14 protein-coding genes are annotated in these 15,004 nt (G+C 73.8%); 12 read left to right on the forward strand and 2 right to left on the reverse strand.

Annotation, left to right across the window (positions count from 1 at the left end):
- The first annotated feature begins 173 nt into the window (after window positions 1-173).
- A complete protein-coding gene (locus ACFV1W_RS16160; protein WP_380416989.1) occupies window positions 174-353 on the forward strand; it encodes a hypothetical protein in 180 nt (59 codons plus the stop codon).
- 149 nt (window positions 354-502) lie between these two features.
- On the opposite strand, the gene ACFV1W_RS16165 is transcribed toward ACFV1W_RS16160, so the two are convergent.
- Both ACFV1W_RS16165 and ACFV1W_RS16170 read right to left on the reverse strand, forming a co-directional pair.
- On the reverse strand, window positions 503-3,478 hold the full coding sequence (locus ACFV1W_RS16165; RefSeq protein ID WP_380416991.1) for a BTAD domain-containing putative transcriptional regulator: 2,976 nt from the start codon (window positions 3,476-3,478) through the stop codon (window positions 503-505).
- A 158-nt stretch (window positions 3,479-3,636) separates the two neighbouring features.
- The gene (locus tag ACFV1W_RS16170) at window positions 3,637-4,614 is read right to left on the reverse strand and encodes a LuxR C-terminal-related transcriptional regulator (RefSeq protein ID WP_380416993.1); all 978 of its coding nucleotides are present in this window, start codon (window positions 4,612-4,614) and stop codon (window positions 3,637-3,639) included.
- Window positions 4,615-4,865: 251 nt separating this feature from the next.
- Between ACFV1W_RS16170 and ACFV1W_RS16175 the strand changes: the two genes are divergently transcribed.
- From ACFV1W_RS16175 to ACFV1W_RS16225, 11 genes are read left to right on the forward strand one after another with little or no spacing between them, the layout of a single operon-like run.
- Entirely contained in the window at window positions 4,866-5,045 is a 180-nt protein-coding gene (locus ACFV1W_RS16175) for a hypothetical protein (protein WP_380416996.1), read from the forward strand.
- A gap of 11 nt (window positions 5,046-5,056) precedes the next feature.
- Window positions 5,057-5,380 carry a hypothetical protein gene (locus ACFV1W_RS16180; RefSeq protein ID WP_380416998.1) on the forward strand — a complete coding sequence of 108 codons (324 nt, stop codon included), beginning with the start codon at window positions 5,057-5,059 and terminating at the stop codon, window positions 5,378-5,380.
- Entirely contained in the window at window positions 5,377-5,589 is a 213-nt protein-coding gene (locus ACFV1W_RS16185) for an MbtH family protein (protein ID WP_097239155.1), read from the forward strand. The genes ACFV1W_RS16180 and ACFV1W_RS16185 overlap by 4 nt, the downstream gene beginning before the upstream one ends.
- Before the next feature lie 4 nt (window positions 5,590-5,593).
- Window positions 5,594-6,436 carry a dimethylargininase gene (ddaH, locus tag ACFV1W_RS16190; RefSeq protein WP_380416999.1) on the forward strand — a complete coding sequence of 281 codons (843 nt, stop codon included), beginning with the start codon at window positions 5,594-5,596 and terminating at the stop codon, window positions 6,434-6,436.
- Window positions 6,437-6,462: 26 nt separating this feature from the next.
- Window positions 6,463-7,485: a TauD/TfdA family dioxygenase gene (locus tag ACFV1W_RS16195; RefSeq protein ID WP_380417001.1), complete on the forward strand. Its 1,023-nt coding sequence runs from the start codon at window positions 6,463-6,465 to the stop codon at window positions 7,483-7,485.
- Window positions 7,478-9,205: an amino acid adenylation domain-containing protein gene (locus ACFV1W_RS16200; RefSeq protein ID WP_380417004.1), complete on the forward strand. Its 1,728-nt coding sequence runs from the start codon at window positions 7,478-7,480 to the stop codon at window positions 9,203-9,205. Before ACFV1W_RS16195 ends, ACFV1W_RS16200 begins: the two co-directional genes overlap by 8 nt.
- A complete protein-coding gene (locus ACFV1W_RS16205) occupies window positions 9,202-9,972 on the forward strand; it encodes a thioesterase II family protein (RefSeq protein ID WP_380417005.1) in 771 nt (256 codons plus the stop codon). The genes ACFV1W_RS16200 and ACFV1W_RS16205 overlap by 4 nt, the downstream gene beginning before the upstream one ends.
- Window positions 9,973-9,985: 13 nt before the next feature.
- Window positions 9,986-11,047, forward strand: a complete 1,062-nt coding sequence (gene hppD / locus ACFV1W_RS16210; RefSeq protein WP_380417007.1) for a 4-hydroxyphenylpyruvate dioxygenase — start codon at window positions 9,986-9,988, stop codon at window positions 11,045-11,047.
- A complete protein-coding gene (locus ACFV1W_RS16215) occupies window positions 11,044-12,147 on the forward strand; it encodes an alpha-hydroxy acid oxidase (RefSeq protein ID WP_380417010.1) in 1,104 nt (367 codons plus the stop codon). Before hppD ends, ACFV1W_RS16215 begins: the two co-directional genes overlap by 4 nt.
- Window positions 12,144-13,448, forward strand: coding sequence for a PLP-dependent aminotransferase family protein (locus ACFV1W_RS16220; RefSeq protein WP_380417012.1), 1,305 nt, complete (start codon window positions 12,144-12,146; stop codon window positions 13,446-13,448). The genes ACFV1W_RS16215 and ACFV1W_RS16220 overlap by 4 nt, the downstream gene beginning before the upstream one ends.
- A gap of 34 nt (window positions 13,449-13,482) precedes the next feature.
- Complete coding sequence (locus ACFV1W_RS16225) at window positions 13,483-15,003, forward strand: AMP-binding protein (RefSeq protein ID WP_380417014.1); 1,521 nt, start codon at window positions 13,483-13,485, stop codon at window positions 15,001-15,003.
- Window position 15,004 lies beyond the last annotated feature (1 nt).

A 15,004-nucleotide genomic window follows, 5' to 3' on the forward strand; every position in this document is an offset into this window, starting at 1 on the left:
AGCGTGGGGCGGGGCTGGCGATCCTGCGTCAAACCGGGTCGCTCCCGGCCGTGCGACGGCCCCGCGCTCGGCGTATATGAGATGTAGATGGAGCCCTGCGATAGTCGGTCGCAGAACAACTCGCAGGCCAGGTGTCACCCACGGGCTCCTGGACGAACAGACAGGGGTCTCCCGTGCAGCGCATCCAGAAGTCCGTCACGCACCGTCTGGTCTTCCTCGTTCCCGCCGCCCTGGCCGCCGTCCTGGCCGTCCTGGGAACCGTGGCCGACGCGGGCCACTCCGGTGACACGCGACCGGCTTCGTGGGCCGACCGGTCCGACAAGGGGACGACGGAGTTCAACACCAAGGCCTGACGGCGTCCGGGCACGGGCGGGCGGTGGGATCGGGTCGTCCCCCGTCGGTGGCCCGCTCGCCGACCGGGACGACGACCCGGTCGCCGTTCCACGAGACCGCCGACGAGCGCCGACGCGATCCCGAAGGGCCGCCCGCTGCGATCTCCGGCTCAGGCCGCCGGAAGCGGGGCAGCGGTGGTGTCCACGATCAGGCGCGCCTGCGCGGCCTCGGGCAGTCCGGCCCGGGTGAAGATCTCCAGCGCCTCGCGGGAATGTGCCAGCGCGTCGTCACGGTGGCCGGCGTCGAGCGAGATGCGGGCGTGGATCAGCAGGGCGTAGCCCTGGTCCCGGTAGCGGTCGGGCACGGTGCGAAAGTGGGCCACCGCTCTGGCCGCCGCGTCCAGCGCGGGCCCGGTGCGGCCGAGACCGTTCAGGGTGTCCGCGTACCGGTAGCGTGCCTGGGCCTGCTGGCCCGGTATCCGTACGGTTTCGCAGAGGTCGAGGCACTCCTCGTAACTGGCCAGCGCCTCGTGCAGGCGGCCCAGTTCGTGCAGGGCCTGGCCGCGGACGCACAGCGCGTGTGCGACACCGTGGTGGTCCGCCAGCGCGCGCAGCGCGTCCAGTGCCTCCTCGCAGGCGGGCAGCGCCTCGGCTGCGCGACCGCCGCGGATCCTGGCCAGCGCGGCGTTGAGCGTGATGGTCAGCGCGCCCGAGCGGTGCCCCTGCTCCCGGGCCAGGGCGAACGCCCGGTCGAAGCACTCGGCCGCGTCGTCGTAGCGCTGCTCGAACTGGGCGATGACGCCCAGGTCGTTGTACGCCTGCTGGAGGATGGCGCGGTCGCCGGCCTGGAGGCACGCCTCCACCGCCAGGTGGGAGTTGGCGCGCGCGTGGGTCAACCGGGTGGCCTGGAGGGCCGCGTTGCCGCAGATGAAACGGGCGCGTCCGGCCGCGCGGTGGTTCCCGCTCAGCTCCGCGGCCCGGGCGAGCGCCTCGGCGGTGACGGCTATGCGTGCGTACGGGATGTCCTGGCCGAACGAGCTGAGGGCCACCAGGAGGTCGGCGGCCACCGTCAGCAGCTCCGCTTCGGCGCCGTCCTGCCGTCGGAGCACGAGCTGTACGGCATGGAGCGCGAAGTCGAACTCCGCGACGACCCAGGCGCGGGCCTCGGCCAGGTCCCCGAGCCGTTCGGCGCCCGGCTCCGCGGTCGTGGCGGTGATCGTGCTGTGCACCGGGTCCCCGGGCACGATCCGCTGGAAAGCCTCGGCGGCCATTCCCATCAGGTGGTGGAGCAGACGACGCCGCACCGCGCCGTCGTCCTCCGCCGGGGGATCGGTGTGCGGTCCGGTCAGGTTCAGCGCGAAGTCCCGGCCGAGTTCGTGGTGCCGGTACCGGCCGGGTTCCGGCGATTCCAGCAGCGCGGCGTCGACCAGCGCTTCCAGCAGCGTCTCGGCGTCCGCCTCCGCCAGGTCCAGCGCCGCGGCCGCGGCGGCCAGGCCGATGCTCGGCCGGGCCACGGGGGCCAGTCGGCGGAACACCGCCGCCTGCCGGTCCGTCAGCTGGCGGTAGCCGAGTTCGAAGACGGCGGCGACTGCCAGGTCGTCGGCCCGCAGCTCGGCCAGTCGCCGCCGTTGGTCGGCCAGCCGGACCACGAGGTGTGCCACCGTCCAGCCCGGCCGGGCCGCCAGCCGTGCGGCCACGATGCGCACCGCCAGCGGCAGCTGGGCGCACGCGCCGACGAGCGCGGCCGCGGCGGCCCCTTCCCGGTCGACCCGCTCCGGGCCCACGATCTGCCTCAGCAGGCCCAGGGCTTCCGCCGGGCTGAACTCCGTCAGCTGGACGTGGCTGCCCGACAGCAGGCCGGCGAGGCGGGCCCGGCTGGTCACCATCACCGCGCACCGGGCGGACCCCGGGAGCAGGGGTTTGACCTGGGCGGCGTCGCGCGCGTCGTCGAGCAGGAGGAGCACCCGGCGTCCGTCGAGGACCGTCCGGAACAGCCGGGCCCGGTCCTCCAACGAGCCGGGTATCTCCCGCCGAGGCACCCCCAGGGCGGACAGGAGACTGGCCAGGACCGTTCCCGGATCGGCCGGGTCCGTGCCGGTGCCGCGCAGGTCGGCGTAGAGCTGGCCGTCGGGGAACTCCTCCTTGACCTGATGCGCCGCCCGCAGGGCCAGCGCGCTCTTGCCGATGCCGCCCATCCCGCTGATGGTGGCGACGGCCAGGGCGGTGCGGTCCCGGTCGGCGAGGGCGTCCGACAGGGCGGCGAGTTCGGCGGTCCTGCCGGTGAAGTCGGCGATTCCGGCAGGGAGTTGGGCAGGGCGGACGAAGGGGGCCGGACCCGGCTCCCCGGCGTCGCCGGCCTCCGCCGGCGCCGGCGCCGCCCCGGTGCCGACGGGCGCCGGTACCGGGGCGGCCAGTTCGGGGTCGCAGGCCAGGATCCGGCCGTGCAGCGCGCGGAGTTCGGGGCCCGGGTCCAGCCCGAGCTGGTCCGCCAGCACCTCGCGCGCCCTGGCGAACACGGCCAGGGCGTCGCCCTGACGCCCGGCAGCGTACAGCGCGCGCATCAGGAGCCCGTACGGCCGCTCGCGCAGCGGCTCCTCGTGGATGAAGCCGGTCAGTTCAGGGACCGCCTGGGCGTGCCGCCCCAGCAGGACGTCGAGGTCGAAGCGCTCCTCCAGCAGGTGGAGGCGCAGCTCGGACAAGCGGGAGCGCTGGTTCTGCGCGAACGGCCCCGGAACCCCCGCCAGCGGCTCTCCCCGCCACAGCGAGACGGCCTCGGCCAGCGACTCGGCGGACGCGTCGTAGCGGCCCGCCTCGCGAGCCCGCGCCGCGTCGGCGGCCAGCTGTTCGACCCGGAAGGCGTCGACCGACGCCGGCGGCACCGCGAGCCGATAGCCGTCGTTCGCGGACGCCAGCACCTGCGGATCGCCGCCACCGCCCTCCAGGAGCTTGCGCAGCCGCCACACGTACGTCCGCAGGATCATCACCGCGGATTCCGGTGCCGCCTCGCCCCACACGGCGGTGATCAGTTCGTGGAGGGGAACGACGTTGCCCGAACGGAGAGCCAGCGCGGCCAGGGTCGCCTGCTGCTGGGGCGGGCCACCGGACACGACGGGCCCGCTGACGCGTATGCCCACAGGTCCGAGCACGAAGAATTCCACAGTCCCCCCGAGAGGCCGCACAGCTCTCACCGGCGGCTGGTCTCCAGTCCTGGGTGCGCGCCGGTGTACGGGCGTCATCCTAAGGGTCGAGATCATGACATTGGCACGTCACCCGTCGGGCGGGTCCTGCTCACGGCCGGGAACGGTCAGACCCAGCCGAGCCGGGCCGCGCGCAGGCCGGCCTCGAAGCGGCTGCGGGCGCCGAGCCGCTCGATGATCGACGCCATGATCCGCCGGGCGGTGCGGGCCGAGATGTGCAGTTGGCCCGCGGCGGACTCGTCGGTGTGGCCCTGGGCGAGCAGGGCCAGCAGACAACGTTCCTGCTCGTTCGGCACGTAGGAGGCGTCGGAGGCGTCGCTGCCGAGTGGTACGGCCGCTCCCCACTCCCGCTCGAACAGGGCGAGCAGCGGGGCGATCATGCCCGGTGCGGAGAGGAAGAGCGCGCCCTTGCGGCTGTCCCCGGGATCGATCGGCACCAGGGCGTACGTCCGGTCGACCACCACCATGCGGGTCGGCAGCGCGGCGGCCGTACGGAACTCACCGCCCCGCCGGACCAGCGCGCGGGTGTAGCGCAGGGTCGCGGCGTCGCCGCGGACGGCGTCCAGGCCGATGGTGCGGATCGCCACGCCGCGCTGCAGGACGAGGGCGTCGTTGCGCAGGGCGGCCTCCAGCGCGGCGGGGGACTGGGGCCCGCCGGGCATGAAGGTCAGGATCTCGTTCCCGGCCTCCAGGGCCAGACGCTCCAGCCGCCGCTGCACCGCGTCGAGTCCGGCCAGCCGCTCGACACCGTCCGCCTGCTGGGCGCCGCCGCCCGCGCCGGCCAGGATCCTGATCAGGGCCTGCTGGCTGCCCGCCGCCTGGCGGTGGCTCCGGACCAGTTCCTCGTGCTGCTGCTCCAGCAGCCGCTTCATTCCGAGGACCGGGTCCACGACGGTGAACCTGCTGGGACCGTCGAAGGACGCCTGGACCAACTGCAGCGCGAACAGCCGGTCGAGGCAGTCGCGGATGCGGTCGGGCCCGACGTCCAGCTTGGCCGCGAGCTCGTCCACGCCCAGCGCCGTGTGGCTGAGCATCTCTTCGTACACCGTCCGGTCCAGCGTCTCCAGGCAGAGCGTCACGGACACCGCCTTCCCTCCTGTGGTCACCCGGTGGATCGGCGTCCAGCCTGCACGCCGGGCATCTACGAGCGATACACGCCCGGGTCTACGCGGATGAGCGGGTGTCACAAAGCGGCCTGGACGGTTTTGCCGGTCCTGAACCCGTTCCCCCGGAGGAATCCGGGCGGCGAGGATGGACACGTCGCTCCGGCCGGTGCCGGGCGCCCGCCGGGGGCTCACCCGGCCACCTCTCTCCCACTTCCGATGAGGGCACCGCCATGACTTCTCGCATCCACGTCGTCCGTGCGGCCTGCGCCGCTGCCATCGTCCTGGCGACCGCCGCCGCCGGGCAGTCCGGTGGGCAGTCCGGTGGGCAGGGGCACCCGCAGGCGCGTGCCGCGGGGGCGCTCCACACGGCAGGACCGGCCGCGGCCGCCGACGGCCTCATCTGGGACTGACGCAGCCCGGCGTGGAGCTGACCCTCATCGCCCTCACCCCTGCCGGCCCGGTCGCGGTCCGCCCGCCGGACCGCCGCCGCATCATCGACCTGCTCTGGGCCGCGGCAGCCCCCGGGGAACGCCTGGAGCACGTCAGCGTGCAGGTCCGCCCGCACGGCATCCGCCTGGGGCTGTTCACCGTGGCGACGCCCGGACAGACTGCCGGCGCCGCCGCGCTGGCCATCTGCCGCCGCGCGCTCGCGAGCTCACCTCCGCTCAGCGGCTGGCACATCGCCGGCGAACCGTCCCTTCGACAAGACGCCATCCGTCACAAGACGCAACAGGAGCATCCGTGACCAATCCCTTCGAGGACGAGGACGCCACCTACCTCGTCCTGGTCAACGAGGAGAACCAGCACTCCCTGTGGCCCGCCTCCCTCGCGGTCCCCCCGGGCTGGACGGCCACCCACGGCCCGGCCGGACGCCAGGACTGCCTGGACCACATCGAGAACACGTGGACCGACCTGCGCCCGGCGAGCCTGATCGCCGCCCTCAAGGAGGCGTGACCCGATGCCGATCCAGCGCACCGCCCGCCCCCGGCACTACCTGATGTGCCGCCCCTCCCACTTCACCGTCGACTACCGCATCAACCCGTGGATGGATCCGGCCAAGCCGACCGACACGGCGCTGGCCGTCCTGCAGTGGGAACGGCTGTACGCCCTCTACCAGGAGCTCGGTCACACCGTCGAACTGGTGGAGCCCGTACCCGGCCTGCCCGACATGGTCTACTCCGCCAACGGCGCCACGGTCCTGGACGGCCGTGTGCTGGTGGCCAGGTTCCGGCACGCCGAACGCGCCGCCGAGGCGCCCGCCTACCAGGCGTGGTTCGAGCGGCACGGCTACACCGAGGTGCACACCGCCCGCCACGTCAACGAGGGCGAGGGCGACTACCTGGTCGCCGGCGACCGGATCCTGGCCGGCACCGGCTTCCGCACCGACCCGGACGCGCACGCCGAGGCCGAGCAGGTGCTGGGCCTCCCGGTGGTGAGCCTGACCCTGGTGGACCCGCGCTTCTACCACCTGGACACCGCGCTCGCCGTGCTCGACGACGACGAGATCATGTACTTCCCGGGCGCCTTCTCGCCGGAGTCCCGCGAGATCCTGCGCGAGCTGTACCCCGACGCGCTCCTCGCCACCGAGGCCGACGCCGAGGCCTTCGGGCTGAACGCGATCTCCGACGGGCGCCACGTGCTGCTGTCCCAGACCGCGCGCGACCTCATGGACCGGCTGGCCGAGCGCGGGTTCGAGCCGATCGGCGTCGACCTCTCCGAGCTGTTCAAGGGCGGCGGCAGCGTCAAGTGCTGCACCCTGGAGCTGCGCCACGCCGCACCGGCCCCGGGCGGTGTGCAGTGACCGGCGCACCGACGGACAGCTCACCGGTGAGCAGCGCCCTCGACTGGCGCACGGAACCGGGTGCCCCCGCCACCGTCCAGGCACCCGAACTGGCCGACGCGGCCGAAGCCCGCGCCTGGCTCGCGGACCACCACGACGCCCTGCGGGCCGGACTGCACCGTTACGGGGCGGTGTACCTGCGCGGGCTGCCGGTCCGCAGCGTGGAGGACTTCGCCCTGGTCCGCGACGAGCTGATCCCCCGGGCGACCCCGTACCGGGAGAAGGCCACTCCGCGCAGCGACTTCGGCGGCGGGGTCTTCTCCTCCACGGACCTGCCCGCCGGGCAGGCGATCAGGCCGCACAACGAGAACAGCTACACCCTGACCTTCCCGGGGCTGCTGCTCTTCGGCTGCCTGACCGCGCCCGAGGAGGGCGGCGCCACCCCGGTCGCCGACTGCCGCGAGGTGCTGCGCGCCCTCCCGGCCGAGCTGGTCGGGCGGATGCGCGCATCCGGCTGGATCCTGACCCGCACCTACTCGGAAAGCCTCTCGGTCGCCTGGCAGTCCGCGTTCGGGACGGAGTCCCCCGAGCAGGTCGAGACGTACTGTGCCGAGAACCACATCTCCTGCGCCTGGGACGCGGACGGGCGTCTGCGCACCAGCCAGGTGCGGCCCGGGATCGTCCGGCACCCGCACACCCGAGAGGAGGTGTGGTTCAACCACCTGGCGTTCTGGAGCCAGTTCTCCCTGGACGACGAGATCCGCGACGTCATGCTGGACGAACTCGGGCCGAACGGCCTCCCGTTCAACACCGGTCTCGGCGACGGCATCCCGCTGACGGCGGCGGACCTGGAGATCATCAACACCGCGTACGACAACGCCACCGTGCGCCGCGCCTGGCAGCCGGGCGACCTCCTGCTGGTCGACAACGTCCTGACCGCGCACGCCCGCGACCCCTTCCGGGGCGAGCGCCGGGTCGTGGTCGCCATGGGCGAGCCGGTCTCGGTGTACGACTGCGAACCGACCGTCGCCCCGAGCGCGACCGCCGCCACGGCGGTGTCCCATGGCTGACCCGCAGGCCCTGGTGCGCCGGTTCGTGCAGAGCACCCGGTCGTTCCCGGACCGGGCCGCGGTGCACGGCGCCGACGGGACCCTCACCTTCGCCGAACTGGGCGAGCGCACGGCCCGGCTGGCCGGGGCGCTGCGCGCGCTCGGCATCGGCCGCGGCGACCGGGTGGGGGTGAGCGTGCCCAGGGGAACGGACTGGGTCGTGGCACCCCTGGCCGTATGGCGGGCGGGCGCCGCCTACGTGCCGCTCGATCCGGCGTACCCCGACGACCGGCTCGCCTTCGTGGCCGCCGACGCCGGACTGCGCGCGGTGATCTCGGACACCGGCCGGCCCTCGTGGGCTGACGGCCTGCCGGTGCTGAGCCCCCACCAGCCGGCCGGGCCCGACGAGGAACCGGCCGACGTCGTGGGCGGCTCGCCCGCCCCGGCGTACGTCATCTACACCTCAGGGTCGACCGGACGTCCCAAGGGGGTGGAGGTCGCGCACGCCAGCGTCGCCGCACTGGTGGCGGCCCTGGAGGAGCGCGGCGTCTACCCGGCCGGGCACCGGGTGGTCGGATGGAACGCCAGCCTGTCCTTCGACGCGTCCGTGCAGCAGTGGGTCAGGGTCTGCCGGGGCGACACCCTGGTCGTCCTGACCGACGAGGACCGCACCGACCCCGGCCGGCTGGACGCGCTGCTCGACGAGCACGCCGTGACGGACCTCGACTCCACCCCGTCCCACTGGCAGCTGATCGGTCCGCGGCTGCGGCCCGGCCGGGCCCTGCGGCTGCTGCTCGGCGGCGAGCCGGTGCCCGAGCAGCTGTGGCGGTCGCTGGCCCGGGCGGAGTCGCTGGAGGCGTGGAACCTCTACGGTCCGACCGAATGCACCGTCGATGCCACCGCGACCCGCATCACCGGGGACGCCCCACGCCTCGGCGACGGCCTGGCCCACGTGCGCGCCCATGTACTCGACGGCACGCTCAGGCCCGCCACCAGGGGAGAGCTGTACCTGGCCGGTCCGGCCGTGGCCGTCGGGTACGTCGGGCGGCCGGGACTGACCGCCGAGCGGTTCGTCGCGGATCCGTTCGCCGCCGACGGCACCCGGATGTACCGCACCGGGGACGAGGTCCGGCGCCGGCCGGACGGCGCACTGGAGTTCCTCGGCCGCACCGACCGCCAGACCAAGATTCGCGGGTTCCGCGTGGAGCCCGGCGAGTTGGAGGACCGGCTGCGCGCACACCCCCATGTCACCGCCGCCGTCGCCGTGCCGCGCTCGGGCCCGGACGGGGACACCTTCCTCGCGGCCTACTACGTCCCGGCACCGGGAGGGACGGTGAGCGGCGACGAACTGCGTGCGCACTGTGCCGCCACGCTGCCCGGGCACCTCGTACCGTCCGCCCTCGTGCAGATGGACGCGCTGCCCCTGACTCCCAACGGCAAGGTGGACACCGCCGCGCTGCCCGCCGTCACGTCGGTGCCGACCACCGCCGCACAGCCCCTCCGGACCGAACTCGAACGGCTGATCGCCGACGTCTGGGCCGATGTGCTGGGCCGCGAAACCGTCCACGCGGACGAGAACTTCTTCGCCCTCGGCGGCCACTCGCTGGTGGCGCTGCGGGTGGTCTCCCGCCTCAAGCGGGACGCCGGGATCGTGCTGCGGACCAAGGACGTCTACCGGTTCCCCCGGCTGAGGGACCTGGCCCGCCACGCGGAGTCGGTCCGTGCGGGAGCGGCCTCGTGAGCGCCCCGGACACCACCGTGGTGCGCCTGAAGCACAGCCGTGACCCGGCCCGCACCCTGGTGTGCCTCGGCTTCTGCGGCGGCGGCACCGCGACCTACCACTCCTGGATCCCGGCGCTGCCGCACGACGTCGACCTGGTGGCGATCTGCTACCCGGGGCGTGAAGGGCGCTTCGCCGAGGAGTACGCGCAGACCTGGACCGAGCTCGCCGCGGACGCCGCGCGGGGCGTCGCCTCGGTCGCGGAGCAGGGACCGTACGTCCTGTTCGGCCACAGCATGGGCGGCTGGATGGCCTTCGACGTCACCGCCCGGCTCGCGGCGGCGGGCGTCCCCGCGCCGCAGGCGCTGGTCGTCTCCGCATGCAACGCCCCGGACCGGGGGGTGACCGACCGGGACCGCTTCCTGGCCCAGGGGCAGCGCGACGACGAACTGCTGGACTGGATGCGCACCCACGGCCTGCTGCCCGATCACGTCCTCGAAGAACCCGAACTCACCGAGATGGCCGTGGAGTTGATGCGTGCCGACCTGTGCGCGCGGGACACCTTCCGCTACACCCCGGGGGCCCGGATCGACGTGCCGCTCCAGGTGTTCTCCGGCGACCGGGACCCGGTGATCGGGGACGACGTCGCCTCCCGCTGGGCGGGTCTGACCAGCGGAGCGTTCCGCCACGACGTCCTCCCGGGAGGCCACTTCTACACGCCCGAGACCTGGCGCGACCTCCCGACCCGGATCGCCTCGCTCACGCCTCCCGCCACCGCCGCCCTCTGACGAACGGCCAACCATGACCTTCTCTCCCGCATTCGGCATCAGCCATGTCGAGTTCCACGTCGCCGACGTCGACTCGGCCGCGGCCGAGCTGACCGACCGCTACGGCTTCCGCCCGGTGGCCCGCGCCTCCTCCGCGCACGCGCAGTCCCTCGCACTGCGCCAGGGCCGCATCGTCCTCGTCCTCACCGAGGCCCGCTCGCCGCACCACCCGGGCGCCGGCTACGTCCTGGCCCACGGCGACGGCGTGGCCGACATCGCGCTGACCGTGGCCGACGTACCCGCCGTCTTCGACGAGGCGGTCTCCCGCGGGGCGGTGCCGCTCGCCGTGCCGCGCCGCCACCCCGACGGCCGGACCACGGCGGTGCTGGCCGGCTTCGGCGACGTGGTGCACACGCTCGTCGATCCCGGGCCCACCGCACTCCCGCCGGGCTTCACCGCGCTGCCGGACGCCGCGCAGGACCGCGGCGACGAACTCCTGGAGGAGATCGACCACTTCGCCGTCTGCCTGCCGTCCGGGGAACTGGAGCGCACGGTGGACTTCTACACGCGGGTGCTCGGCTTCCGCATGGTCTTCCAGGAGCTGATCAGGGTCGGTGCCCAGGCCATGGACTCCAAGGTGGTGCAGAGCGCCTCCGGCGAGGTCACCCTGACCCTGATAGAGCCCGACACGAGCGCCGAGCCCGGCCAGATCGACCGCTTCCTGGCCGAACACGGCGGCGCCGGCGTCCAGCACGTGGCCTTCGCCTCCCGCGACATCGTCCGGGCCGTCGGCACGCTGCGCGAGCGCGGCGTCGAGTTCCTGAGCGTTCCCGACGCCTACTACACGATGCTCGCCGACCGCCTCGAACTGACCCGGCACAGCACCGCCGAGCTGCACGGGATCAGCGTCCTGGTCGACGAGGACCACGACGGCCAGCTGTTCCAGATCTTCACCCGCTCCACCCATCCGAGGCGCACGCTGTTCCACGAGGTGATCGAGCGCTTCGGCGCCCGCACCTTCGGCAACGGCAACATCAAGGCGCTGTACGAAGCCGTCGAGGCGGAGCGCCTGAGCGCCGGGGCGGTGCCGCGGTGAGCGCTCACGGCACGGGCCGCGACCCCGTACGGCTGGAGGAGTTCGCCGAACTCGCCTGCCGGACACTTCCCCGGGAGGTCTGGGACTTCATCGAGGGCGGCAGCGGCGAGGAACTGACCCTGGCCGCCAACCGCGCCGCACTGGACCGGATCGGGATCGTACCCCGGGTCCTCGTCGGCGGGACGGAGTGCGGCACCGCAACCGAACTCCTCGGCGCCCGCGCGGCCCTTCCGGTCGCCGTCGCACCGATGGCCTACCAGCGGCTGGTCCACCCCGAGGGCGAACTCGCCACCGCCCGCGCGGCCGCGGCCGCGGGCGTGCCGTTCACCGTGAGCACGCTGAGCAGCCAACCGGTCGAGGCCGTCGCCGCGCTGGGCGGCACCACCTGGTTCCAGCTCTACTGCCAGCAGGACCGGGCGGCCACGACGGAACTGGTCCGGCGCGCCGAGGAAGCCGGCTGCGCGGCGCTGATGGTCACGGTGGACGTGCCCTCGATGGGCCGCCGGCTGCGCGACCTGCGCAACGGCTTCGCGCTGCCCGCCGACGTGGCGGCCGTCCACTTCGACCCGGCCGGTACCCGCCGGGCCCGGGCCCGGCAGCCCGGTGTCTCGGCGGTGGCGCAGCACACGGCCGAGACCTTCGCCCGCTCCCTGGGCTGGGACGACCTCGCCCGGCTCCGCGGCGAGACGCGGCTGCCCCTGATCGTCAAGGGGATCCTCGATCCGGGCGACGCCGCCACCGCCGCCTCCGTCGGCGCCGACGCCATCGTCGTCTCCAACCACGGCGGCCGCCAACTGGACGGCGCGGTGGCCAGCGCGGACATGCTGCCCGCCGTACGCGAAGCCGTCCCCACCCGCTGCCAGGTGCTGCTGGACAGCGGGATCCGCAGCGGCACCGACGTCCTCAAGACCCTGGCACTCGGCGCGAGCGGCGTCCTGCTGGGCCGACCCGTCCTGTGGGGCCTGGCCGCCGACGGCGAGCAGGGGGTGAGCCGGGTCCTGCGCCTGCTGCGCACCGAGCTGCGCTCCGCCCTGGAGCTGTCCGGCTGCACCGGCCCGGCCGACGCACCGTGGCTCTCGGTCCGGGGGGCGGCCCGATGACCGCACCCGCGGTACTGGACCGCGCGGATCTGCACGCCTCGCTCGCCGACCCCGCCCTGCTGTCGATGAACTTCCTCAACGAGGTGGCCGGGCGCTTCCCCGAGGCGGTCTCCTTCGCCCCCGGCCGGCCCACCGAGGACCTCTTCGACCCTGCCGATCTGCACCGCTACCTCGACACCTACCGCCGCCACCTGACCGAGCACAAGGGCTACGACGAGGCCCGGGTACGGCGGGAGCTGTTCCAGTACGGCCGCACCAAGGGAATCGTCCACGAACTCATCGCCCGGCAGCTCGAACAGGACGAGGGCATCACCGTGGACCCGGCGGCCATCGTGGTCACCGTGGGCGCCCAGGAGGCACTGTGGCTGGTGCTGCGAGCCCTGCGGGCGAGCGAACGTGACGTCGTGCTCGCGGTGGACCCCACCTACGTCGGTCTGACCGGCGCCGCCCGGCTGGTGGACCTGCCCGTGCGGCCGGTCCACGAAGGCCCCCGGGGTGTTCGCCCCGAGGACGTGCTGGACCGGATCCGGGAGGTCCGCGCGGCGGGGGAGCGGCCCCGGGCGCTCTACCTGGTGCCCGACTTCTCCAACCCCAGCGGCCACTCCATGGACGTGCCCACCCGTCGCCGGCTGCTGGAGATCGCCGCCCAGGAGGACATCCTCCTCCTGGAGGACAACCCCTACGGCTACTTCCAGGCAGCCGAGAGCGGCAGGCCCCCGACGCTGAAGGCGCTCGACACCGGGCAGCGCGTGGTCTACCTCGGGTCGCTGGCGAAGACCTGCTTCCCCGGCGCCCGGGTGGGATTCGCCGTGGCGGACCAGCGCGTGGCGGGTCCGGAGGAGACCCTGCTCGCCGACGAGCTGTCGCGGGCCAAGAGCATGGTCACCGTCAACACCTCACCGGTGAGCCAGGCCCTGGTGGGAGGCATGCTGCTGGAAAACGGCGGCAGTCTGCTGCACGCCAACCGGCGCCAGATCGGCGTCTACCGGCGCAACCTCCGCTGTCTCCTCCAGGGCCTGCACCGGCGCTTCGCCGAACTGCCCGGGGTGCGCTGGAACACCCCCGCGGGCGGCTTCTTCGTGGTGCTCACCGTGCCGTTCCCCGTCACCGACGAACTGCTCGAACACGCCGCCGTACGGCACGGCGTGCTCTTCACCCCGATGCGCCACTTCAGCGACAACGACCGGACCCTCCGCCAACTGCGGCTTTCCTGCAGCTCCCTGACCCCTGACCAGATCGAGGCGGGGCTGGACCGGCTGGCCGCCCTGATCGCCGAGCGCACCTCGACGCCGGGTGCCTGACCCCGCGACGGACACGACCCGAGAAGGGACTTCCATGTACACCGAAGCGAGCGGTTCACGGCGGTCGCTCATCCACCCCCTGCTCGCCGCCGTCCGCCGCCACCACGCCTCGGTGGCAGTCGTCGACCGCGGTGTCCGGCACACCTACGCCGAACTCGACCAGCTGTCCGCCGAGATCGCCGGCGGCCTCGCCGCCCGAGGCCTGGGACCGGGCAACGTCGTCGCCGTCCACGGCCACCGGTCCTGGACACGCTGCGCCGCCGTGCTCGGCGCCTGGCGGGCCGGAGCCGGCGTGGTGTGCGTCGACCCCGGCATGCCCGCGCCCCGGGCCGCGAAGATCACCCGGTTCAGCGACCTCGTGCTGCGCGCCGACGACGCCGGTCCGGCCGGCCCGGACAGCGGCGGGCACACCGTCGACGAGGTGCGCGGCACCCCGCTGGAGGCACCCCGCGAAGGACCGGTCGGCTACGTCATCCCCACCTCGGGATCCACCGGCGAGCCCAAGTCGGTGGCCGTGCCGCCGGGAGTCCTGGCCGCCCTCGGCGACTGGCACGTCCGGCACTGGTCCTACGACCGCCCGCCGCACACCCTGCAGGCGGCGTCCATCGGCTTCGACGTGGGCTACGAGGAACTCGTCGCCACCTGGCTCGCCGGAGCCCGGCTGGTCGTCGTGGACGACCACCAGCGCCAGGACCCCTTCACGCTGATGGACGTGATCCGCGAGCACCGGGTGGCCCGGCTCTTCCTGCCGGTGGTCGGCCTGCACGCGCTGGCCACGGCCGCCGCGTTCGAACCGGACGCGATGCCCGACCTGCGGGAGATCGCCGTGGCGGGCGAGCGCCTGGTCGTCAACGCCGAGGTGCGCAGCTTCTGCGCGTCGGGCGGCATCACCCTGGTCAACGAGTACGGGCCCAGCGAGACCCACGTCGTCACCCAGCACCGGCTGACGCCCCACCAGGCCGCCGACTGGCCGGACCACCCGCCGATCGGACGCGCGGTCGCCGGAGCGGAACTGCTCCGCCACGCGGACGGCGTGCTGCGGCCCTTCGCCCCGGGCGAGGAGGCCGAACTGATGGTCGCCGGCGACAGCGTCGGCCTCGGCTACCTCGGCGACCAGCAGCTCACCGACGCCAGGTTCCGCACCCTGCCGCACGACGACGGCACGGCGCGCCGCTGCTACGCCACCGGCGACCTGGTCCGCTTCGACGGCACCGACTTCCACTTCGTGGCACGGGCCGACGACCAGCTCAAGGTGAACGGCTACCGCGTCGAGCCCGGCGAGGTCGAAGCGGTCCTCAACGCGCTGCCGGGCGTGCGCCGGGCCGTGGTGGTGGCCGTGGAGGTCGCCGGCTCCCGCCGGCTCGCCGCCGCCTACACCCCGACGGCAACCGACGGCACGCAGGCCGAACTGCTCGCCGCGCACTGCGCCGCGCACCTGCCCGCGTACATGGTGCCCAGGCACTTCCACGCGCTGGAGGAACTGCCGGTGACCGCGAACGGAAAGGTCGACCGGGCACGGCTGCGCACGCTGTTCGGCACGGTCCGCACCGCCTGAG

Source organism: Kitasatospora sp. NPDC059648, from assembly GCF_042734825.1.
Lineage (GTDB): Bacteria > Actinomycetota > Actinomycetes > Streptomycetales > Streptomycetaceae > Kitasatospora.